20 protein-coding genes and 3 tRNA genes are annotated in these 23,566 nt (G+C 39.9%); 4 read left to right on the top strand and 19 right to left on the bottom strand.

Going from position 1 to position 23,566, the window contains the following annotated elements; genetic code table 11:
* Window positions 1-6: 6 nt before the first annotated feature.
* The 17 genes from ACWPWK_RS11155 to trxA form a co-directional block, all read right to left on the bottom strand.
* Window positions 7-93, bottom strand: a tRNA-Leu gene (locus ACWPWK_RS11155).
* 22 nt (window positions 94-115) lie between these two features.
* A tRNA-His gene (locus ACWPWK_RS11150) sits at window positions 116-191 on the bottom strand.
* A gap of 64 nt (window positions 192-255) precedes the next feature.
* Window positions 256-332: transfer RNA gene (locus ACWPWK_RS11145), tRNA-Arg, on the bottom strand.
* Between the two features lie 226 nt (window positions 333-558).
* A complete protein-coding gene (wecG, locus tag ACWPWK_RS11140) occupies window positions 559-1,296 on the bottom strand; it encodes a lipopolysaccharide N-acetylmannosaminouronosyltransferase (protein ID WP_099076342.1) in 738 nt (245 codons plus the stop codon).
* Window positions 1,296-2,660 carry an ECA oligosaccharide polymerase gene (gene wzyE, locus ACWPWK_RS11135; protein WP_109372734.1) on the bottom strand — a complete coding sequence of 455 codons (1,365 nt, stop codon included), beginning with the start codon at window positions 2,658-2,660 and terminating at the stop codon, window positions 1,296-1,298. The genes wecG and wzyE overlap by 1 nt, the downstream gene beginning before the upstream one ends.
* Window positions 2,657-3,742 (bottom strand): TDP-N-acetylfucosamine:lipid II N-acetylfucosaminyltransferase, encoded by a 1,086-nt coding sequence (locus ACWPWK_RS11130; RefSeq protein ID WP_109372735.1) that lies wholly within the window; start codon window positions 3,740-3,742, stop codon window positions 2,657-2,659. Before ACWPWK_RS11130 ends, wzyE begins: the two co-directional genes overlap by 4 nt.
* Complete coding sequence (gene wzxE / locus ACWPWK_RS11125; RefSeq protein WP_109372736.1) at window positions 3,739-4,995, bottom strand: lipid III flippase WzxE; 1,257 nt, start codon at window positions 4,993-4,995, stop codon at window positions 3,739-3,741. Before wzxE ends, ACWPWK_RS11130 begins: the two co-directional genes overlap by 4 nt.
* 2 nt (window positions 4,996-4,997) lie before the next feature.
* Window positions 4,998-6,128, bottom strand: a complete 1,131-nt coding sequence (gene rffA / locus ACWPWK_RS11120; protein ID WP_109372737.1) for a dTDP-4-amino-4,6-dideoxygalactose transaminase — start codon at window positions 6,126-6,128, stop codon at window positions 4,998-5,000.
* A 1-nt stretch (window position 6,129) separates the two neighbouring features.
* Window positions 6,130-6,843, bottom strand: coding sequence for a dTDP-4-amino-4,6-dideoxy-D-galactose acyltransferase (rffC, locus tag ACWPWK_RS11115; protein WP_109372738.1), 714 nt, complete (start codon window positions 6,841-6,843; stop codon window positions 6,130-6,132).
* On the bottom strand, window positions 6,821-7,702 hold the full coding sequence (rfbA, locus tag ACWPWK_RS11110) for a glucose-1-phosphate thymidylyltransferase RfbA (RefSeq protein ID WP_109372739.1): 882 nt from the start codon (window positions 7,700-7,702) through the stop codon (window positions 6,821-6,823). Before rfbA ends, rffC begins: the two co-directional genes overlap by 23 nt.
* A gap of 21 nt (window positions 7,703-7,723) precedes the next feature.
* The gene (gene rffG, locus ACWPWK_RS11105; protein ID WP_109372763.1) at window positions 7,724-8,791 is read right to left on the bottom strand and encodes a dTDP-glucose 4,6-dehydratase; all 1,068 of its coding nucleotides are present in this window, start codon (window positions 8,789-8,791) and stop codon (window positions 7,724-7,726) included.
* A complete protein-coding gene (gene wecC, locus ACWPWK_RS11100; protein ID WP_109372740.1) occupies window positions 8,788-10,050 on the bottom strand; it encodes a UDP-N-acetyl-D-mannosamine dehydrogenase in 1,263 nt (420 codons plus the stop codon). The genes rffG and wecC overlap by 4 nt, the downstream gene beginning before the upstream one ends.
* The gene (gene wecB, locus ACWPWK_RS11095; protein ID WP_069369918.1) at window positions 10,047-11,177 is read right to left on the bottom strand and encodes a non-hydrolyzing UDP-N-acetylglucosamine 2-epimerase; all 1,131 of its coding nucleotides are present in this window, start codon (window positions 11,175-11,177) and stop codon (window positions 10,047-10,049) included. The genes wecC and wecB overlap by 4 nt, the downstream gene beginning before the upstream one ends.
* 127 nt (window positions 11,178-11,304) lie before the next feature.
* On the bottom strand, window positions 11,305-12,363 hold the full coding sequence (gene wzzE / locus ACWPWK_RS11090; RefSeq protein WP_109372741.1) for an ECA polysaccharide chain length modulation protein: 1,059 nt from the start codon (window positions 12,361-12,363) through the stop codon (window positions 11,305-11,307).
* 24 nt (window positions 12,364-12,387) lie between these two features.
* Window positions 12,388-13,476: a UDP-N-acetylglucosamine--undecaprenyl-phosphate N-acetylglucosaminephosphotransferase gene (gene wecA / locus ACWPWK_RS11085; RefSeq protein WP_109372742.1), complete on the bottom strand. Its 1,089-nt coding sequence runs from the start codon at window positions 13,474-13,476 to the stop codon at window positions 12,388-12,390.
* A gap of 409 nt (window positions 13,477-13,885) precedes the next feature.
* The gene (gene rho, locus ACWPWK_RS11080) at window positions 13,886-15,145 is read right to left on the bottom strand and encodes a transcription termination factor Rho (protein ID WP_023583649.1); all 1,260 of its coding nucleotides are present in this window, start codon (window positions 15,143-15,145) and stop codon (window positions 13,886-13,888) included.
* A 567-nt stretch (window positions 15,146-15,712) separates the two neighbouring features.
* A complete protein-coding gene (gene trxA, locus ACWPWK_RS11075) occupies window positions 15,713-16,039 on the bottom strand; it encodes a thioredoxin TrxA (protein WP_006535838.1) in 327 nt (108 codons plus the stop codon).
* A gap of 119 nt (window positions 16,040-16,158) precedes the next feature.
* On the opposite strand from trxA, the gene rhlB reads away from it, so the two are divergent.
* On the top strand, window positions 16,159-17,463 hold the full coding sequence (rhlB, locus tag ACWPWK_RS11070; protein ID WP_109372743.1) for an ATP-dependent RNA helicase RhlB: 1,305 nt from the start codon (window positions 16,159-16,161) through the stop codon (window positions 17,461-17,463).
* 3 nt (window positions 17,464-17,466) lie between these two features.
* Window positions 17,467-18,975 carry a guanosine-5'-triphosphate,3'-diphosphate diphosphatase gene (gppA, locus tag ACWPWK_RS11065; RefSeq protein ID WP_109372744.1) on the top strand — a complete coding sequence of 503 codons (1,509 nt, stop codon included), beginning with the start codon at window positions 17,467-17,469 and terminating at the stop codon, window positions 18,973-18,975.
* Between the two features lie 77 nt (window positions 18,976-19,052).
* Here the strand turns inward: gppA and rep are convergent, their stop codons facing one another.
* Window positions 19,053-21,077 carry a DNA helicase Rep gene (gene rep / locus ACWPWK_RS11060; RefSeq protein WP_109372745.1) on the bottom strand — a complete coding sequence of 675 codons (2,025 nt, stop codon included), beginning with the start codon at window positions 21,075-21,077 and terminating at the stop codon, window positions 19,053-19,055.
* Window positions 21,078-21,249: 172 nt separating this feature from the next.
* Here rep and ACWPWK_RS11055 point away from each other — a divergent pair, with 172 nt between their 5' ends.
* Both ACWPWK_RS11055 and ACWPWK_RS11050 read left to right on the top strand, forming a co-directional pair.
* Window positions 21,250-21,498 carry a ribbon-helix-helix domain-containing protein gene (locus ACWPWK_RS11055; protein ID WP_036914743.1) on the top strand — a complete coding sequence of 83 codons (249 nt, stop codon included), beginning with the start codon at window positions 21,250-21,252 and terminating at the stop codon, window positions 21,496-21,498.
* Window positions 21,499-21,768 carry a type II toxin-antitoxin system YafQ family toxin gene (locus tag ACWPWK_RS11050; protein WP_109372746.1) on the top strand — a complete coding sequence of 90 codons (270 nt, stop codon included), beginning with the start codon at window positions 21,499-21,501 and terminating at the stop codon, window positions 21,766-21,768.
* A gap of 259 nt (window positions 21,769-22,027) precedes the next feature.
* Here the strand turns inward: ACWPWK_RS11050 and ilvC are convergent, their stop codons facing one another.
* Window positions 22,028-23,503: a ketol-acid reductoisomerase gene (ilvC, locus tag ACWPWK_RS11045; RefSeq protein WP_109372748.1), complete on the bottom strand. Its 1,476-nt coding sequence runs from the start codon at window positions 23,501-23,503 to the stop codon at window positions 22,028-22,030.
* Window positions 23,504-23,566: the final 63 nt, after the last annotated feature.

The following is a 23,566-nucleotide window of genomic DNA, read 5'->3' as shown; positions in this document are numbered from 1 at the left end:
GTTTATTGGTGCGAAGGGGGGGACTTGAACCCCCACGTCCGTTAGAACACTAACACCTGAAGCTAGCGCGTCTACCAATTCCGCCACCCTCGCATAAACAATAACTAAGATAAGATGGGGTGGCTAATGGGACTCGAACCCACGACAACTGGAATCACAATCCAGGGCTCTACCAACTGAGCTATAGCCACCATAACAGCTATCTTATTACTTCTTACAACAACGCTCTTCACCGTAACTCTTAGCACGCTTTAATGGCGCGCCCGACAGGATTCGAACCTGAGACCTCTGCCTCCGGAGGGCAGCGCTCTATCCAGCTGAGCTACGGGCGCTTCACGCCGTTGCGGGAGAGGATAGTACGGATTTACGCTCTGTCTGTCTAGTGCTTTTTGAAAAAAAAAGTTTGTTTGACGATAGTTTGTGCATTTCGTCGATAAATGGAGCGTTTTTACACGCTAAACGCCCCATCAGTATAATAATTAAACAAGTAAGATGCTAGATAAAAGCATGAATAAATCGTTTAATCAGCCCCACCTAACAAAAAAGACGCTATTACTATTACAATTTATTGGAATAATAATACCCAACGAATTTTAGCAGCTTAAATTGACGCTTAATTCGACTTGGTTGTGATAACAAACGATATAACCACTCTAATCCAAGATTTTGCCATGCTTTTGGTGCTCTCTTAACATGACCCGTAAACACGTCATAAGTCCCACCAACACCCATATATAATGCATCAGGATAAATTTCACGACATGCACGAATAAACAACTCTTGCTTAGGTGATCCCATGGCTATAGTCACTATCTTCGCACCAGAGGCCTTTATACGCTCAAATAACGCCTCTCTATCTTGTGGTGTGAAGTAACCGTTCTGGCTACCCACAATGTTTACGTTCCACTGTGCTTTAAGCTTATCTTCGGTTTGCGAAAGAATTTCAGGTTTACCACCGACAAGAAAGACAGGTGTTCCCTCTTTACCTGCTCTTTCCATTAACGCTTCCCATAAATCCGCACCAGCAATACGAGAAACATTTGCATCAGGATATTTACGACGAATACCTCGCACAACACTGATACCATCTGCATAAAGATAATCAGCTTCATTGAGTAGCTCATTGAGTGCTGAGTCTGTTTCTGCTGTGAGAATTTTTTCTGCGTTAATGGCAATCAGAGAGCCACTTTTTATTTGTGCTCCTTCATAGAGATAATCCAGAAAATGAGCCATATCGCGAAATCCCCAGATATTATGTCCACGGATTGAATACTTCGGAATTGAATTGGATCCCATTACTTTTCCTTTTTCTCTAAACGAGGTTCACTTTGTAGTTGACGAGTCACGTAATTGCGTACCAATCCCGCACTTTCAAATAACCAATAAAGCAGTTTTGCAACCACTAAACATAAACCAAAAATTAAACAGAAGAACACAACACGAGAGACGAACGAATCGACCCCTTCTCGTGCTAAAACAATCATATTAAAAATCGCCCCAAAGCAAAAAGCTTGTAAGATAGCGGACTTATAGCGATTGCTCTCACTCAACCCTTGCTGGTATAGCCAATCAAACCATTTAATAATTAACCCGACTACGATGGCACCTAATGGGATAAAGACAACGCCACCCATCACAACCAACGAGCCAATTAAGGTTGGCGAAATAGCAAGACCCGCATGGTAATTAAGCACTTCCCACGTAAAGTAATTTGCAGAGTTCAGTACAACATCTGGGCGTTCAGGCCAAACCCAAGAAGGAATAAAAACATAAAAATCACGAATTATCGGAGCAAGTCCTTGGAACTCAATCTTGTCATAGTTATCAAGTAACAACGCTAAGTTTTCCCAAGGAGAGAACGTATCACGAGTAAGGTACAAGAAAGTATAGAATGCCTCGGCACCACTCACATCAAGACCATAGCGTTTTAATGCCAACCAGAACATTCCAACGATACTCATAACCCCTGCTGCAACCAGCATCCACAAGGTTATCCAGCCACGAACAATACCGATAAACAAAAACAGCGCAAAAGCGATGATGATATTCGCACGCGTTCCACCCACGATAATGTAAGTTAAGATCCCAAAACCTACCGTCGCACAAAGGAAGAAAATCCAGCGTTGTTGCGTTGGTTTTAAGAAATAAACCACCAGCATTGCGGGAATAAAGAAATAGAAAAAGCGCTTAAGCGCGACACCTGACACTTGGCTTGAAAAAATTTGGCTATACGTTTTGAGCTTAAAGAGTAAAAAGCCATTTTGCAGAAAGAAAATTCCGACGGTTACAAATGCGATTAATGCCAATAAAATCCAAGTGAGGTTGGTTTCTACTCTATTCATGGTAAATAACGACCTAGAAGGGCCGCTAGCCGGTTTTCTCAACCTTACCTTATAAGTGACATAATAAATGGCATAGAAGCAGGTAGAAGCTAATAGCGCGTATAATAATGAATCAACCGATACAACTGCGACATCAAATTGGAATACCAACATACAAGTCAGTGGAAAACCAAAATAAAAGGTCAGCAGATAGAGCATTGAGAAAAAAACATTAAAATTAAAGCGAACTCGACGAAACTCTTGATAAGTCAGCAATAAAATAAAACTTAAAGAGATAAAATAAACAAGTGCTAAGCCACCCAGTTCCGCCAATGTCATTGCGGCTCTCCTGTACTCATCTCAATTAGCTCTTTCCATCCGTCCGTAAAATTAGGTGCAAAGAAGGCAATATTTTGGCGATCAAGCATCAGCAATTGACGTTTAGCCTCTTCAATTAGCGCAACATCTAATTTATCACCCGAGAAAAAAACAGGAACATTTTGCTCAGTTAAATCCTGCCAAAATGGGTTTTGACGACTAATAACAAAAGGGATCGCAAATTGAATAAGCAGACAAAGCGTGCCGATACCTTGTTGACGATGGAAAATAAAATAGCCTAAATCACATGTTTTCAATAACGTAAGATAATCATCAAATGCCAATTTATCACGTAATATTTCAACCTGATTATATGGAAGCAACTGGCTAGCTGCTTGGGTTACTTCATCAATATAAACGTGATTATTTTCAGGATATCCCATTGGAATAATCACTTTTGCGCGTGTTCCATATTGCTCTGCAATCGCCTGTAAAGCTTCAATATGACGATTCGATCTATCCCCTGAATTACCCACAATAATGGTGATTTTTTTTTCATCAATAGGCGCTTTTTCTGTTACCGTCAGCGCAGGATCCATTCTTGTTGGGAAATAGAGCAAACTGGCTGGAATATTAACGTTAAATTGCGCGAAGTAATTTAGATCACCTCGTGTACCAAATACTCGCCCCACACGCTTTTGAGCAAGTTTACGAAGAAGATAAAAGAGTCTAAATTTTAGCTGTTTAGAATCCTGATATAAATCAGCACCCCAAATATGCCACCAAAATTGATGACGTTTAATCTTGCCAGTCAATAATGCCAACCAAATAGGCGCATTAAACTGACCTAAAAAAAGGAATCGTTGGTGAGTATCGGCTTTTGCCAATGTAACCACTCTCTGTGCAACCTGCTTTTTATCAGCTAAACACTCAATATCTAAAGCTGGATAGCTTTCTTGCAGTGAAGTATTTTTACTGGCAACGATAAAACGAGGTTTATACGTTAACCCCGCCTCAGTCACGAGGTGGTCGTTAAAAAACCGTAACATTGTGTTGTTATGATGCACAATGTCTGAACCTAGTACGTAAATCAAAGTTGTCATTTGCGCCTGCAATAAATCACGAAAACAGAACTACAGAGAAGGAAGTAAATAATATACGTTGCCATATAGGCTTGAGCTGCACCCAGTGCGCCATGCTCAGGAATAAGCCAACGCGAAAATAGCGTTAATAAGGCAAACTGGCTTACTTCTGTAAGGATATAAAAACGTAGTGCCGCTTTTGCAATGACAAGATAGCCAAAGACATAGGCGCCTACTTTTAAAACATCACCGACAAGTTGCCATGCAAATAAATCACGCATAGCGACAAATTTATCTGAAAACAGTAACCAAATCGCAAAATCACGTAATAACCACACCATAAAGCTGGCAACAGCAACCGCAGGTAATACAAACTTCAGCGACTTTACTATCTCTTTAGTGATATCACTCTTTTGTGTTAATCGAGAGAGTGTTGGCAGTAAATAAACTGAGAAAGATGCCGTAATAAATTGTAAGTAAGCATCTGAAATGCTACTCACGCCTTGCCAAATCCCAACCTCATCCCAGCTATAATATTTAGCCAATAGATTACGCATCATGATATAAGCGACTGGGAGCGTAATAGAGGTCAAAATAGCCATAATAGTAAATTTGCCAAGATGGCTGGCAATCGCTTTATCCCAGTGAGGTTTCAGCTCACTCAACGCGAAGCGTTTACGCTTTACTACTAAAAATGTAGCAGGAAATAAAATAAGTGCAGGCACTAATGCTAGCCCAATTAATGCACCGTGATAACCCGCAAATAAATAGCATAAATAATAAGCAAAAACACCAATAATGCTACCTGCAATCACTGATAAGGCATTACCTGGCGCATCACGATAACCTTTTAATATGGCAAGAAAATAGTTGCTATATGCAATTCCCATTTGAATAAAAGCAACAGCTCTTACAATATCCTGATATTGATGATAATCATCACCAAATAACACTTGGCTAATGGGAGCAGAAAAAAGAAGAAATAAAATAGCTAATAGTGTGGAAAACAGCAAAATCATGGATGATGAAGTACCCAACACTTTTTTGCGTTGAATATCATCATCTTGATATTGTGCGATTAATTTCGTCACACCATTAAAAATACCCGCACCAGACAAGACGCCTAGTACGGTGATTAATTGACGAAAGTTACCCGCTAATCCGACTCCTGTTGGACCAAAAGAGACAGCAAGTAACTTAACGACAAGCAGACCAGCCCCGATTTTTATCAGGGTTGATCCGGCTGTCCAAATTGATGCTTTGGCTAATGACATAATTAAGCAAAAAAGTCGCGAATATGACCAATAACAGTCTGTTGCTCTTCTTCTGTCATGTTGTAGAACATAGGTAAACGCACTAAACGCTCACTTTCTTGCGTTGTGAAAATATCTTCACCGTCAAAGCGACCAAACTTCATACCTGCTGGGCTGGTATGTAATGATACATAGTGGAATACCGTTAAGACACCATGCTCTTTCATGTAGTCATTAAACGCGGTACGTTGCTCGATATCTTTCAGTTTGATATAGAACATATGTGCATTGTGTTCTAACCCTTCAGGAACGATTGGAAGCGCCAATAAGCCTTTTTCTGCTAATGGTGTCAATGCATCATAGTAAATCTGCCAAAATGCTAAACGACGCTCATTAATTTTTTCAGCTTCTTCAAGTTGAGCCCACAGATAAGCTGCTTGTAAGTCTGACATTAAATAGCTAGAACCAATATCTCGCCAAGTATATTTATCTACCTGACCACGGAAAAATTGGCTGCGGTTAGTGCCTTTTTCACGGATAACTTCTGCGCGATTGATTAACTCAGGATCGTTAATTAACGTTGCACCACCCTCACCACCTGATGAGTAGTTTTTAGTCTCATGGAAACTATAACAACCAATATGACCAATCGTGCCAAGCGCTTTGCCCTTGTAAGTTGACATGACACCTTGTGCAGCATCTTCAATCACGAATAGATTATGTCTTTTCGCAATCGCCATAATGGTATCCATTTCACACGCAACACCTGCGTAATGAACAGGCACTATCGCGCGCGTTTTATTTGTGATTGCTGCTTCAATTTTTGTTTCATCAATATTCATAGTATCTGGACGAATATCAACGAAAACAATCGTTGCGCCACGTAATACAAACGCATTAGAGGTTGAAACAAAGGTAAAACTTGGCATGATGACTTCATCGCCAGGCTTGATATCTAATAAGATGGCAGCCATTTCAAGCGATGCTGTACAAGAAGGCGTTAACAGCGTTTTATGACAATGAAATTGTTCTTCTAACCACTTTTCACATTTCTTTGTGAAATTGCCATCACCACAGAGCTTGCCACTTTCCATAGCCTGTTTCATATATTCTAATTCTGTGCCGACAACGGGTGGTTTATTAAACGGAATCATATTATCCCCTGTATAACCAATAAGTGGTGCTCTCTATTAAGCCCCCACTGTGTGTGTATAAACGCGAAGCCGCAATATTGCTGATCTGTGTTGCAACATATAAGGTTGAAATACTTTGTTGTTGACACCAAAACTTCGCGACCGACATCAGTTGTTTACCAATGCCTTGTCCTATTCTGTTGGGCATTACTGCGAGTAATCCCACTCTTGCTTCACTTTCAGATATTTGACGTAAAGTGACAAAACCACTCACGTTATTTTCAGCATCATAAGTCAGTAAACAGATATCATCGAACGTACCTAACACTGCTTTTTTAACCCATAATGCATAAAAACGACTGCTATCGCCTTCTTGATACCAAGGTGTTCTAAAACGACTTTGTACAAAAGCTTCTGAAGCCGTTGCCATCAATAAATCGATATCATCTTCATTGGCTTTTCTAAAACAATATTCCGTCGCTTTCTTACAAGCATTTTCTGTGCCAATTGAAAGCTTAAAATCAATTTCACCTTCCGCAAATTGAAAACCTAATTGGCTGAGTTTATCGATGAGAGAAAGCTCATGAGATGCGACTTTAGCTTGAACCACAGCAAAAGCGTCAAGTTGTTCGTCTGTTAACACGGGCGCTTGTGTATCAAACTCAAGGCGCCCTGTTTTGAGGGAGAAATACTCGCTTTCCCACTCAAGATAATTAATATTGGCGAGGACGGACATGTAATAAATCCAATAGATAGCGGCCATAACCTGTTTTAGACAGTGATTTTGCGCTTTCTCTTACTTGGTCATCACTGAGCCAACCATTGCGCCAAGCAATCTCTTCAAGACACGCCACTTTAAATCCTTGACGTTTTTCAACGGTTTGAACAAAAGTACTGGCTTCAATTAAACTATCGTGAGTTCCGGTATCTAACCACGCAAAACCACGTCCCAGTAGTTCAACGTTAAGCTCACCACATTCAAGATACATCTGATTAATCGACGTAATTTCTAATTCACCACGAATCGAAGGTTTGACTCGTTTGGCAAAATCAACCACACGGTTATCGTAGAAATAAAGCCCTGTCACCGCCCAATTAGACTTAGGTTGTTCTGGCTTCTCTTCAATGGATAACACTTTGAAATCATCGTCAAATTCAACGACACCAAATCGCTCAGGATCCATCACTTGATAACCAAACACGGTTGCGCCACGTTCACGTTGTGCAACTTGTTTCAATTTTGGACTAAACCCTTGACCAAAATAGATATTATCGCCTAAAACTAAACAGCAATGGTCATCACCAATAAATTCCTCGCCCAAAATAAAGGCTTGGGCCAAGCCATCAGGAGATGGCTGAATTTTATATTGAAGACGAACACCAAATGCAGAACCATCACCCAATAAGCGCTGAAATGAGGTCATATCATCTGGTGTTGTGATGATCAAAATATCTCGAATGCCAGCAAGCATCAGAACTGAAAGCGGATAATAGATCATGGGCTTATCATAGATAGGCAATAACTGCTTCGATACCCCTTTGGTTATCGGATGCAGTCGTGTACCAGAACCACCCGCTAAAATAATACCTTTCATCATTTATCCTTCTTTACTTAATCAGTTCCCAAGCCCTAGACGTTCACCTGCATAAGAGCCATCAAGCACACGTTTCCACCAAGTTTCGTTATTTAAATACCACAACACGGTTTTACGAATGCCTGATTCAAATGTCTCTTCTGGTTTCCAACCTAATTCAGCTTCAATTTTCGCTGCATCAATGGCGTAGCGCAGATCATGACCCGGTCTGTCTTTCACATACGTGATTAAATCAACATATTGAGCAACGCCTGCGGGTTTGTTCGGGTATAGCTCTTCAAGTAATGCACAAATTGTTTTCACAACATCAATATTACGACGCTCATTATGACCGCCAATATTGTAGGTTTTACCCGGTGTTGCCGTTGTTGCGACTAAATAGAGCGCACGAGCATGATCTTCAACATAGAGCCAATCACGGATCTGTTCACCTTTACCATAAACAGGTAATGGTTTTCCTGAAATCGCATTTAAGATAATTAATGGGATTAATTTTTCAGGAAAATGGTAAGGACCATAGTTATTTGAGCAATTGGTAATTACAGTTGGTAAGCCATAAGTTCGTAACCAAGCACGCACTAAGTGGTCACTTGAGGCCTTAGAAGCAGAATATGGGCTACTTGGTGCATAAGGCGTTGTTTCAGTGAAGAAGTCGTCTGTGCCTTCTAAATCGCCATACACTTCATCGGTTGAGATATGGTGGAAACGAAATGCCGTTTTCTTTTCTTGTGGTAAAACTTGCCAAAAGTGGCGAGCTGCTTCCAATAAGGTGTAAGTGCCAACAATATTGGTTTCAATAAACGCAGCAGGACCATCAATAGAGCGGTCAACATGGCTTTCTGCCGCCAAGTGCATCACAACATCTGGCTGATATTGAGCAAATAAGCGGTCAAGCTCGGCTCTATCACAGATATCGACTTGCTCAAAAGCATAACGTTCACTGTCGGCTACAGTTGCTAATGACTCTAAATTACCGGCATAAGTTAGTTTATCCACCACAACAACACTGTCATTGGTGTTTTCAATAATATGTCGAACAACAGCAGAGCCAATAAAACCGGCTCCGCCTGTCACTAGAATGCGTTTCAACGCCATACTCCTTTAGTATCTACAATCCATTTTTGAGTGATTTTACTACCAGGGATCGCCTTAAATTGTTGGTGATCAACTAACATTAAGACAATATCAGCGTCTTTCAGAGCTTGTTCTGTTGATACTAACTCTGTGATCCCTTTCAGTTTTGTTGGTAATTCATGAATATTAGGTTCAACCGCCAACGTAGTACCACTGTGCCAATCAGCAACTTGTTTAGTGATATTCATCGCTGGGCTTTCACGTAAGTCATCGATATTAGGCTTAAAGGCTAAACCAAAGCAGGCAATTTTAATTTCGTTTGCACGTTTACCTGTTTCAGTAAGGCAATCTGCAACAGCGGCTTTAACTTGGTCGATAACCCACACAGGTTTGCCATCATTGACTAAACGCGCAGTGTGAATTAAACGGGATTGTTTTGGATTTTGTGACACGATAAACCAAGGGTCAACAGCGATACAGTGTCCGCCAACGCCTGGGCCTGGTTGTAAGATATTGACGCGAGGATGGCGATTCGCCAAGCTAATTAGCTCCCACACATTAATATCTTGGTCAGCGCAGATCAGTGATAATTCATTAGCAAACGCAATATTAACATCACGGAAACTATTTTCAGTCAGCTTACACATTTCTGCGGTACGTGCATTAGTGATAACACATTCACCTTCAAGGAAAATCTTGTATAACTCACTTGCACGCTCTGAGGATTTACGGTTCATACCACCTACAACACGGTCATTGCGGATAAGTTCAATCATCACTTGACCTGGTAATACGCGCTCAGGGCAGTAAGCAACATCGATATCAGCATCTTCACCTTGTTGATGAGGGAATGTTAAGTCTGGGCGAGCTTCTGCTAACCACTCTGCCATTTTTTCAGTAGAGCCAACTGGTGAAGTTGATTCTAGAATAATAAGATCACCTTTCTTCAGTACAGGTGCGATAGAGCGAGCTGCTGCTTCAACATAAGCCAAATCAGGCTCATGCTCACCTTTAAATGGTGTAGGTACAGCAATAAGGTAAGCATCTGCTGGCTGTGGCGTGGTATAGGCTTTTAAATGACCTTCTTCAACTGCTTGTTTAACGACTTTATCAAGATCAGGCTCAACAATGTGAATTTGACCTTTATTAATCGTATCAACTGCATGCTGATTAACATCAACACCGATGACGCTTTTTTTACGAGAGGCAAAAGCTGCCGCTGTAGGTAAACCAATGTAGCCGAGGCCGATAACAGAAATAGTTTCAAAACTCATAATGTCACCTGATTTTTTTTCAATGCTTCAAGAATACGTTGGCAGGCATGACCATCACCATAAGGATTTGTTGCCTTACTCATTTGGTGATACGCGTTTTCGTCTGTCAATAAAGAGGTTACTTCGCTAACAATACGTTTAGTATCTGTTCCGACTAAACGAACAGAGCCCGCTTCAACAGCTTCTGGGCGTTCTGTTGTGTCTCGCATTACAAGAACAGGCTTACCTAATGAAGGAGCTTCTTCTTGAATTCCACCAGAGTCGGTCAAAATAAGGTAAGCATGGTTCATTAAATAAACGAATGGGAGATAATCTTGTGGCTGGATCAGCTTAATATTATCAATACCATGAAGGATCCGTTGAACAGGCTCACTCACATTAGGATTTAAGTGAACAGGATAAACAACTTCTACATCAGGGTGTGCTAATGCAATTTCAGCTAAAGCTTGGCAGATACGTTCAAAACCACCACCAAAGCTTTCTCGACGATGTCCTGTTACCAAGATCATTTTCTTATCAGGCTGAATAAATGGATAGTTTACAGCAAGCTCATTTAAGAGTGTTTGATTGCCCATCACTCTGTCACTTACCCAAAACAACGCATCAATTACCGTATTCCCTGTGACAAAAATATTTTTATCCGCAACCGCTTCTCGTACCAAATTTAATTTTGCAGTTTCTGTTGGTGCGAAATGATACATTGCAAGATGACCTGCAATAGTACGGTTTGCCTCTTCAGGCCAAGGGGAGTAAAGATTGCCAGTACGTAGCCCAGCCTCCACATGACCAACGGGAATTCGTTGATAAAATGCGGCTAAACTTGCTGCCATGGTCGTTGTTGTATCACCATGTACCAAAACAACATCAGGTTGAAATGACGCTAATACCGGTTTTAACCCTTCTAAAATACGACAGGTAATATCCGTTAAATCTTGTCCTGGTTTCATAATATTGAGATCGTAATCTGGTTTGATCTCAAAAAGATTTAATACCTGATCAAGCATTTCTCGATGTTGGGCCGTAACACATACCTTCGCTTCAAACGAATCATCATTTGCTAAAGCGTGCACTAAAGGTGCCATTTTTATCGCTTCAGGGCGTGTGCCAAAAACAGTCAACACTTTCACAGTGGCTCTCTTTTTTTTCATTGTTATATCGCTTATTTTTGGGAAAGCAATATGCCCTTATTCTCAATACATCAAGTGCCGAAACACCTGATGTCTCGTTATTGTCATCAATGACAAAATTTAATTATTATTTTTTTAATGAACTGCGTCTTACTAATGCAACACCTGCACCCGCTAAAATACCAATAGCGCCCCAAAGTACCATCATAAAGGCACGGCGAGGACTATCACGTTTCACAGGATCTTCAGGGGTACGTAGAAAACGGTAAGTTTGGAAACTATCTTGTAATTTGGCGCCCACAGCAAGGGTCGCTAACATTGCCGTATTTTGATCATAATCACTATCAAAATCAGCACCTGTTGCTACTAAAGTTTCTAGCTGTGATTGCAACAGAGGGACACCCAACAAAAACAGTTTAGAATCTGGTAACTCATCAATCGCAATCGAGGTTTGTTTTTGAGAAATGCCTTGTTTCTCAGCCACTTTGATTGATTGCTCTAATAAGTTAATTTGGCGTTGATACGCAGATTGAGCCGCCATTTCTTGACGTTTAACTAGCGCTTTCATTGATTGAGTTCTAGTTGCCCAAGCTGTTATCACTTCATCATTAAGATGGGTAGCTGCTCTCTTATTAGCAAAAGCAATATACTCATTTAATAATTGGCTCGCTTCTTTTGATGTTTCCGCAATAAGTTTTAGTTGATCATTGACTAATTTTTTCTCATCGGCAGGCGTAAATTGAATATTGTTAATTAACTCATCCAATAATGCAGCATTAGCCTGTTCATCACTCTCTTTGCGCTGTTTGAAATAATCCGTTTGCAACCAAAATTCACGACGTGTATCAAACGCCGCGATTTGAGTAATAAACTCTTGATAAGCTTCATCTGAAATAGTTAAAGCAGAGGTTTGTGCAGCAGGATTAATCTGTGTATCAAGATTGCGCAAAAACTGAGATTGCGAATAATAACTGCCTAAGTTATTAATCGTTGGTTTCTCTGTCATTGCAATTGCACTCCATTTAGGTTGCATCAAATAAGATGCACCGAGTGCAATCACTGCAAAAAGCAGAGCGAACCCTATAATCCAGCTTTTTCCTGACCAAAGTGCACAAAAAAGACCTCGAATATCGAGTTCATTATCTGGCTGTTCACCCTGTCGGGAGGCGTTATTTTCCGAGTTCATCACGTTAAAAAACCTCTGCTTATATTAATGCTGTTGTGTTGCTCTACGTAAGCGGCGCTTATGTCGTTTAATAAAACGAGCGACTCGCCACGCGCGTTTAATACAATAACCATACATAACAAATGCAAGCAAGAATAATGCCAACATAAACCATTCAGGTACAAATGATAGGTTTTGACCGATAATACCAATCGCGGCTAATAAAGCTGCAGCCAACGTAATTAAAATAAAGGCTTGGCGAGAGGTAAACCCTGCACGCATAATCAAGTGGTGGATATGTTGACGGTCTGGTGAGAAAGGGCTCATCCCTTTGCGTAAACGACGGTACATAATTGCCACCATATCCATAAGAGGAATAGCAATTATCCATAGTGCGGTTACCGCTTTAACAGGGCGAGGTTGAGCTTGTGTTGATGCGACCAATAACCAAATAATGGTAAATCCAATCAGTGTACTTCCCGCATCTCCCATAAAGACTTTGAATTTTTTACCGCAAAACCCTAAGTTTAAAAGGATATAAGGTAAAATTGCCGCGATAAATGAGAAGCACCAGAATGCAAGAGCTGAATTGCCACTTTGATATAATAAAATACCAAGCGCGCCAAAAGAGACACAAGAAAGACCACCTAATAACCCATCAATACCATCAACCATATTAAAGGCATTGATTGCTGCCCAAACAGCGAAAAGTGTAACAATATAGCCGAAAGGCCCTAAATGCATTTCCCAAGGACCAAAAGCATGACCCAGTGTGTCGAGTTTTAACCCTGCACCCACCATCATCACGATCCCAACAAAAGCTTGAATTGTAGCTCTAATTTTGACACTAATATCAAAGCGATCATCTAAAGCGCCAATAAAAACAAGAAGTCCCGCACAAGCCAGATACAATTCCTTATGAGGAATATAGATATCTGCAATATAAAATGCGAAAACAATACCAAAATAGACTGATATTCCGCCAACTAAGGGGATCAATCCATGATGTTTTTTACGATAATTCGGTTTATCCACGAGTCCAATTTTCTTTGCAATTTTACGAGCCAAAAATAAAAAAGCGAAAGAAAATAAGAACACATAAAAAACGCTTGTGCTCATTTTTAGTATATCCACAGTACTTGTTCTCTATAATAAATATAGCTGGTTATTTTACGCTTCCGTGTGTTTTTATTCTTTTTTCCAGCTTCACCACGACGAGTTCATTCAAAACCCACCACCCTTCATCAATTATAAGTTTTCCTTAACTATTTTTATTGATGCCATCGCTATTTTTATCAATTACCAAAACATGCAATATATATACCAACATCTCGCTAAAATATTGCAATCTAAAATTGAATTACATTCATAAAAAACAAAAAAACGCCACAACTATTGTGGCGTTTTCATCATATCGTCATTCTTACAAAGTAAATGAGCTTAACAGCATATAAATTGAGGTGATATTACTTATTCTGTAACAGAGCACACTATTTTAATATTTTATATCCTATTCTCAGCTCAATCACTTTGCTAATACCCTTTATGAACGTTTCATAAAGTCGAAGAATTCTTCATTTGTCTTAGTCATTGCTAACTTGTTAATGAGGAATTCCATTGCGTCAATTTCACCCATTGGATGAATAATTTTACGCAGGATCCACATTTTTTGTAGCTCATCTTGAGACGTCAGTAACTCTTCTTTACGTGTACCAGAACGATTGTAATCAATCGCAGGGAAAACACGTTTCTCAGCAATTTTACGAGACAGGTGTAATTCCATATTACCTGTACCCTTAAATTCTTCGTAGATAACTTCGTCCATCTTAGAACCCGTATCGACTAATGCTGTTGCAATGATAGTCAAGCTACCACCTTCTTCAACATTACGAGCTGCACCGAAGAAACGTTTAGGACGATGTAATGCGTTTGCATCCACACCACCTGTTAACACTTTACCTGATGAAGGAACAACTGTGTTATAAGCACGCGCTAAACGTGTGATGGAGTCTAACAGGATGATAACGTCTTTTTTATGCTCAACTAAACGCTTCGCTTTTTCAATCACCATTTCTGCAACTTGTACGTGGCGAGAAGCTGGCTCGTCAAAGGTTGAAGCAATAACTTCCCCTTTTACTAAGCGTTGCATTTCTGTCACTTCTTCTGGACGTTCATCAATCAGAAGTACCATTAATACGCAATCTGGGTAGTTATGAGCAATATTTGCTGCAATGTTTTGCAGCAACATGGTTTTACCTGCTTTTGGTGGAGCAACGATAAGACCACGTTGACCACGGCCAATTGGTGCCGCTAAGTCAAGAACACGCGCGGTTAAGTCTTCTGTTGAACCATTACCACGTTCCATGCGTAAACGATTATTAGCATGTAAAGGTGTTAAGTTTTCAAAGAGGATTTTACTGCGGGCATTTTCTGGTTTATCAAAGTTAACTTCATTAACTTTTAGGAGGGCAAAATAGCGTTCACCTTCTTTAGGAGGACGAATTTTCCCTGCGATGGTGTCACCAGTGCGAAGGTTAAAACGGCGAATTTGACTTGGAGAAACGTAGATATCATCGGGACCAGCAAGGTAGGAACTGTCTGCGGAACGTAGGAAGCCGAAGCCATCCTGCAATATTTCCAGCACACCGTCACCGAAAATATCTTCTCCACTTTTCGCGTGTTGCTTCAAGATAGAGAAAATAATGTCTTGCTTTCTCATTCGAGCCAGATTCTCTAGCCCCATATTTTCGCCAAGTGCTATCAGTTCTGATACCGGCGTATTTTTTAATTCGGTAAGATTCATAATGGTGGGTTCTTAATAACTCGGGGTAACTCTCGAACTATGAACGTGAATAGTATAACAGCGAATCGCTGTCAGTTTCGTCATGTGTAAAATTACAGATTATAACTTTCTAACATAAGGGTATAACTAAAATGATAATGTTAGAGAGTGTTAATACTATTAGACCAGTCTGCTTTATCCCAGAAAAGTGACATTCATTTTCGCGATGTATGAGTGTACTTTCAACTTATGGGTTAGGAACATACTTTGGAAAAATTTATATTCCCTGAATACTATAGATTATTCTAAGGCAACTTGACTGGTTAGATGAATTCAGATTACTTATATTAAATATCATATTAGATTAAATATCATATCATGTTATTCAATTCTATTACTTTGCACGCTTGATATTCAATATCTCAGACTTATTTAATCATGTCTAATCATATTGACAAGTAGATCCGATATATTATGTAAGTAAGTGGCGCTAACTTATCATGCTTCGAAGCGGACGTCTAGCTGTCAATAACAGAAATACTGACAAGGTCTAAACGTCCTACTTTTATTTTTGATATCTAAATCAAATTAGATATTTTCGTCTAAAAACTCTTTCAGTTGAGTTTTTGACAATGCGCCTACTTTAGTCGCAGCAACTGCACCGTTTTTGAATAAAATCAGTGTAGGAATACCGCGAATACCGTATTTTGGTGCTGTCAGCGGGTTTTGATCGATGTTTAGCTTAGCAACTGTTAATTTACCAGCGTATTCTGTTGCAACTTCATCTAGAATAGGAGCAATCATTTTACATGGGCCACACCATTCAGCCCAGAAATCAACGAGCACAGGGCCGGTTGCATTTAATACATCAGCATCGAATTTGCTGTCAGATAAGTGAAGGATTTTATCGCTCATTGTTCTACTCCAAAGAATAATATTGACCGTACCAGTGTAACATTAAATAACAAAAGTCTGTCTGCATTTCAGCGGATAAACTTTTGTAATGCAACCCATAACTGATATTCTATTACATTATGAGCAAAACATATTTGACAGAAAAGAAGTTTTCCGACTTCGCCTTGCATCCAAAAGTGATAGAAGCCCTTGAGAAAAAAGGGTTCTCTAATTGTACACAAATTCAGGCATTGACGTTACCTATCACTGTGAAAGGTCAAGACATTGCCGGGCAAGCCCAAACAGGAACAGGCAAAACGTTGGCGTTTTTAACCTCAACGTTTCATTATCTTTTAACACACCCTGCTAAAGAAGGGCATGAAACCAATCAACCTCGTGCACTTATTATGGCGCCAACACGTGAATTAGCCGTGCAGATTTATTCTGATGCTAAAGAGCTTGCGCAAAATACAGGGATTAAAATGGGTCTCGCCTATGGTGGCGATGGCTATGACGAACAACTCAAAGTATTAAGTAATGGTGTCGATATTGTTATTGGCACAACAGGTCGTTTAATTGATTACGTTAAACAAGGCCATATTAACCTTAGCGCAATCCAAGTTGTGGTACTTGATGAAGCTGACAGAATGTACGATCTCGGCTTTATTAAAGATATTCGTTGGATTTTCCGTCGTATGCCAGTTGCGGCTGAGCGTATGAATATGCTGTTTTCTGCAACGCTTTCTTACCGCGTCAGAGAACTGGCTTTTGAGCAGATGAATAACCCTGAATATGTTGAAGTTGAACCTGAACAAAAAACAGGTTTTAGCATAAAAGAAGAACTCTTTTATCCTTCAAATGAAGAGAAAATGCGTCTTCTTCAAACATTAATTGAAGAAGAATGGCCAGATCGCTGTATCATTTTCGCCAATACAAAACATCGTTGTGATGACATTTGGGCACACCTTGCCGCAGATGGACACCGCGTGGGTTTATTAACAGGTGATGTTCCTCAGAAAAAGCGTCTACGCATTTTAGAAGATTTTACCCAAGGTAATATTGATATTCTGGTTGCCACTGACGTTGCTGCTAGAGGTCTTCATATTCCATCAGTAACGCATGTTTTTAACTATGATTTACCTGATGATTGTGAAGATTATGTTCACCGTATTGGTAGAACAGGGCGTGCTGGAAATAGTGGTAACTCAATCAGCCTTGCATGTGAAGAATATGCACTGAATTTACCTGCAATTGAGACTTATATTCAACATGCTATTCCTGTGAGTAAATATAATAGTGATGCGTTATTAGCTGATCTTCCTGAGCCTAAACGCCGTCACCGTCCTCGCCAAGGTCAGCCTCGTCGCAATAATGCGCCAGTGCGAAGTAATAGAGGAAATAATACTCAACGTAACAACCGAAATAAACGCCCGAGTCATCCATAAATTATGCTGAAATCCTCATCACTTTATGCTGCTATTGATTTAGGTTCTAACAGTTTTCATATGTTAGTCGTTCGAGAAATCGCGGGCTCTATACAAGTTCTTTCCCGCGTGAAACGTAAAGTTCGACTCGCTGCTGGCCTAAACAGTGAAAATGAATTGTCAGAGCAGGCAATGGAACGCGGTTGGCAATGTTTACGACTTTTTTCTGAATATCTACGTGATATTCCGACTGAACAAATCAGAGTCGTAGCAACAGCCACATTACGTATTGCTAAAAATGCAGATATTTTTGTCGCAAAAGCATCTGAAATATTGGGCAATACTGTTCATGTTATTAGTGGTGAGGAAGAAGCACGCCTTATCTATCGTGGCGTTGCACATACCACTGGTGGTGCAGAGCAACGTTTAGTTGTCGATATTGGTGGTGGCAGCACAGAGTTGGTTACAGGTACTGGCGCTAAAACGACACAATTAATGAGCTTAAGTATGGGCTGTGTAACTTGGTTAGAGCGCTATTTTACTGATCGCTCTTTAACTCAAGAAAATTTTGCTAAAGCACAAGACGCAGCCAAAGCGATACTCGCCCCAGTGGCAGATAAATTAATTGAGCAAGGCTGGCAAGTGTGTGTGGGCGCCTCTGGTACTGTACAGGCGTTGCAAGAGATCATGATTGCTCAAGGTATGGATGAATTAATCACCTTACCTAAGCTTGAGCGGCTCAAACACAAAGCCATTGAATGTGGAAAACTGGAAGAATTGGAAATTGAAGGGCTTACTTTTGAACGAGCCTTAGTGTTTCCGAGTGGGCTTGCTATCTTAATCGCCATATTTGAAACACTGCATATCGACAATATGATCTTAGCAGGTGGTGCATTACGAGAAGGCTTAGTCTATGGAATGTTGCATCTTCCTATTGAGCAAGACATTCGCCAACGTACTCTTCGTAATGTCCAACGTCGGTTTCAGATTGATATTGAGCAAGCACACCGAGTTCAACAACTTGCAGAACACTTTTTTATCCAAGTCAGCAAGAGTTGGCAGTTAGATAATCGTTGCCGTGAGTTGCTTAATAGCGCTAGTGCATTACATGAAATTGGCCTAAGTGTTGATTTCCGCCAAGCACCTTCACATGCAAGCTATCTGATCTCTCATCTTGATTTACCAGGATATACACCGGCGCAACGACGTTTATTAGCTTCTTTGCTAAAAAACCAAACAGGGATCATCGATCTTGCACCTCTTAATCATCAAAATGCCCTACCGATAACTCAAGCCAATCGACTGGTGCGTTTACTGCGATTAGCCATCATTTTTGCTAGCCGTCGCCGTGATGATACGCTTCCTGCATTACGATTACGCACTGAAGATGAAAAGCTCATTATTACACTGCCATATCAATGGCTTAATGAGCATCCGTTACGTGCTGAAAATCTCCAAGAAGAGATCCAACTTCAGAGTTATGTCCATTGGTCTTTAATGATTGAAGAACAAAATAGCTCTCGTATAAGTTAACTTTTTTATTTATACAAAAATAAAACCCCTTGGACATCAATATGCCAAGGGGTTAGTTTTATCGACAACTCTCTATGCTATTCAGGTTTATGCCTTGCCAACATAGCTCTTAATCCTGCAACACCTTTTTGCCCTTTCTCTTGTTTTTCCTCAGCACTTAACACTTTCTTTTTATTGGTATCCCAATTCAAATCATCTTGAGGTAATTCATAAAGAAAACGGCTCGGTTCAGGTTTGATTAATTCACCGTATTGGCGCCTTTCCTTACATAACGTAAACGTGAGGGTTTTTTGTGCTCGAGTAATGCCCACATAAGCAAGACGTCTTTCTTCGTCTACATTATCTTCATCAATACTGCTTTGGTGTGGCAATATGCCCTCTTCCATCCCCACTAAAAACACATGAGGGAACTCAAGACCTTTAGAGGCATGTAATGTCATTAACTGAACTTGATCTAACTCTTCTTCTGTTTCTCCTCGCTCCATCATATCGCGCAAGGTAAAACGATTAACGACTTGAGAAAGCGTCATCGGTTCATGCAATTCATCACCTTCAAGCATTTCACTCATCCATAAAAATAGCTGATTAATATTTTTCATCCTCATTTCAGCCGCTTTTGCGCTACTTGAGGTTTCATATAACCAACTTTCATAATCCATTTCATGCAATAAATCACGTACAGCTAACAGTGGTTCGCGCTCTGATTTTTGTACTATACGCGACATCCATTGCGAAAATGCTTGTAATGAATTCAAACCTCGACCTGTTAATGTTTGGCTTAGCCCCAAATCAAAACAGGCATTGTATAAGCTTTTATCTCGAACTTTTGCCCACTCACCTAATTTTTGAATTGTCATAGGGCCGATTTCACGACGAGGCTTATTCACAATACGTAAAAATGCCGCATCATCATCAGGATTAGTAATGACTCGTAAATAGGCAAGGATATCTTTTATCTCTTCTCGTGAAAAAAAGGAGGTTTCACCCGAAATACGATAAGGAATGCGATTTTGCATCAAGTATTTTTCAAAAATACGAGATTGGTGATTACCACGATAAAGTATCGCGTAATCCTTATAATTGGTTTTATTAATAAAGTGATGCGCAATTAATTCACCCGCGACACGCTCCGCTTCGTGCTCTTCATTATTTGCCGTTAAAACACGAAGTTCATCACCATAACCTAACTCTGAAAATAAGCGTTTTTCGAAAACATGGGGATTATTTTCAATCAAGATATTGGCAGATTTTAAAATACGCCCCGAAGATCGATAATTTTGCTCGAGTTTAATGACATTAAGTTGAGGGAAATCTTTTTGTAACAACACTAAATTTTGAGGACGAGCCCCACGCCATGAATAAATGGATTGGTCATCATCACCCACAACGGTAAAACGCGCTCGTTCACCCACCAACCATTTCACTAATTCATATTGGCTGGTATTGGTGTCTTGATATTCATCCACCAGCAAATAACGGATGCGTCTTTGCCAGCGCTCTCTCACTTCTTCATTCGTGCGTAATAACATAGTTGGTCGACTAATTAAGTCATCAAAATCGAGCACATTACAACTACGCAGATGTTGTTCATAACGTCGAAAACATTCGGCAAAAGTATGATCTTGTTGCGATCTCGCTATTCCTATTGCTTGCTCTGGCGTGAGCATGTCATTTTTCCAGTTAGAGATTTGGCTCTTTAACTGAGACAGCAAATCTTTATCTTCTTCTAATAAATCAGCCGTTAATTCTTTAAGTAATGCAGATTGGTCTTGATCATCAAACAATGAAAATTTAGCTTTAATACCTAGTTCTTTATATTCACGTTTAATAATTTCTAATCCCAAGGTATGAAACGTTGAGATCATTAATCCTTTCGCTTCTTGGCGACCTAAGGTTTGAGCAACACGCTCTTTCATTTCACGTGCGGCTTTATTAGTAAAAGTTACCGCCGCAATCTGCTTTGCTGGGTATTGGCATTGACGAATAAGATGTGCAATTTTATTGGTAATAACCCGTGTCTTACCCGATCCCGCACCAGCCAAGACCAAACAAGGGCCTGACACATATTCTACTGCTTTTTGCTGACCGGGATTTAATCGCATACTTTTTCCAAACTTCATTAACCAAGAACATAACGGGGGATAATTGTAGCAGAAAGTGCATAGAAAGATGGTTCGGTTTTTTGAACTTCATTTTATCTAAGTAAAACGAAGTTTAACCTTGTTTAATAAAGTTTTACTCTGTATGATATTTAAACAAATAAGGAGGTATATTATGAGTATAAAAAGCGAATTAATAGCCACTAAAATTGATGTTGAACTCAAAGAGGCTTTTGTTGCAATAGCTCGAAATAAACACAGACCTGCCTCTCAAATTTTAAGAGATCTCATTCGAGTTTATGTGGAAAGTAATCAAACCCAACCAAATGAAAAAACATTAAAAACTTTTGCAAAAACAGATAAAGGTGATGATGTTTTTTATGCCAAAGATGCCAATGATTTATTCAAAAAATTGGATATCTAAATGCGAAAAATTAGCTATTCAGGGCAATTCAAAAAAGATTTAAAACTCGCAGAAAAACGTGGGAAGGATATCAATAAACTAAAAGATATTATGCTGCTATTAATGCAAGGAGGGCGACTACCAATTCAATTGAAAGACCATCCATTAACCGGGAATTGGAAACCTCGTCGAGATCTTCATATTGAACCTGATTGGCTACTTATTTATAAAATAGAAGATGATACAGTCCATTTTGAAAGAACTGGTTCACATTCTGATTTATTTAAATAAAAACCGCATATCAAATTGATAGATATGTGGTTTTTATCTTTTTAAAAATATTTAGTACTTATTTTTCTAAGCTATTTGCGAGAGAAGAAGGCGGCAAAGGAGGTTATCCCAAGGAGCACACATTAGTATGTGGCTTGGGTAACCGAGTGTAGCCAACGCACTTATCGCGTAAAGGGCGACGAAAAAATAAGTATGTGACTTAAGTAACCGAGCATAGCCAACGCAATTATCACGTAAAGAGCGATGAAAAATCGGAAAATTAGTTACCGACAGCAATCTTCTTCATATCCGTCATATACCCGCGCAAGGTTTTACCTACTGCTTCAATTGGGTGCTGACGAATTGCTTCATTGATATCACGCAATTGCGCATTATCTGTTCCATTATCTTGAACTTTCTTCGCTAAATCGCCACTTTGCAATGTTGTCATAAACTCTTTCAACATCGGCACAACCGCAAATGAGAACAGATAGTTGCCATATTCTGCAGTATCAGAGATAACCACATTCATTTCATACAAACGCTTACGAGCGATGGTATTAGCGATTAATGGTAACTCATGCAGTGATTCATAATAAGCTGACTCTGCAAAGATCCCTGCTTCAATCATGGTATCAAACGCTAATTCAACTCCAGCTTTAACCATTGCAACCATTAATACACCGTGATCAAAGTACTCTTGCTCACTGATTTTACCCTCATATTCAGGGTAATTTTCAAATGCGCTTGCTCCAGTCTCTTCACGCCATGTCAGCAAATTTTTATCATCATTTGCCCAATCTGCCATCATAGTTTCAGAGAATTTACCTGAAATGATATCATCCATATGTTTCGCAAACAGTGGAGCCATGATCTCTTTCAGTTGCTCGGATAATGCATATGCACGCATTTTCGCAGGGTTAGATAATCTGTCCATCATTAAGGTGATACCACCTTGTTTCAGTGCTTCTGTAATGGTTTCCCAACCAAACTGAATCAACTTACCTGCATAGCCTGGTTCAACACCATCGGCAACCATTTTGTCATAACATAACAATGAGCCTGCTTGTAACATACCGCACAGAATGGTTTGCTCACCCATTAAGTCAGATTTTACTTCAGCAACGAAAGAAGATTCTAAAACACCAGCGCGATGACCACCTGTTGCCGCTGCCCATGCTTTAGCAATAGCCATTCCTTCGCCTTTCGCATCATTTTCAGGGTGAACAGCAATCAGTGTTGGAACACCAAAACCACGCTTATATTCTTCGCGAACTTCTGTACCTGGGCATTTTGGTGCAACCATCACAACAGTGATGTCATCACGAATTTTTTCGCCAACTTCAACGATATTAAAACCATGAGAATAGCCTAATGCTGCACCTGATTTCATCAGTGGTTGAACAGCTTGAACAACAGCAGAGTGCTGTTTGTCTGGCGTTAAGTTAACCACTAAATCTGCCTGAGGGATCAACGCTTCATAGGTGCCAACTTCAAAGCCGTTTTCGGTCGCGCGACGCCATGATGCACGTTTCTCATCAATCGCTTCTTGGCGTAAGGCATACGCAATATTCAAACCTGAATCACGCATATTTAAACCTTGGTTAAGACCTTGAGCGCCACAACCAACGATAACGACTTTTTTGCCTTTCAGGTAATTTGCTTCATCAGCAAATTCTTCGCGTGACATAAAGCGACATTTACCTAATTGCGACAACTGCTGACGCAGATTCAATGTATTAAAATAATTTGCCATAGAAGACTCCAAAATCGTTGTGTATGTGTTTGCTGTTATTATCCTCACTCTCAGTGAGGTGTT

The sequence above is a fragment of the Proteus sp. Marseille-Q3619 genome (assembly GCF_965283115.1).
Note: the sequence above shows the minus strand (reverse complement) of the source record. Positions and strands in the feature narration are given on the sequence as shown.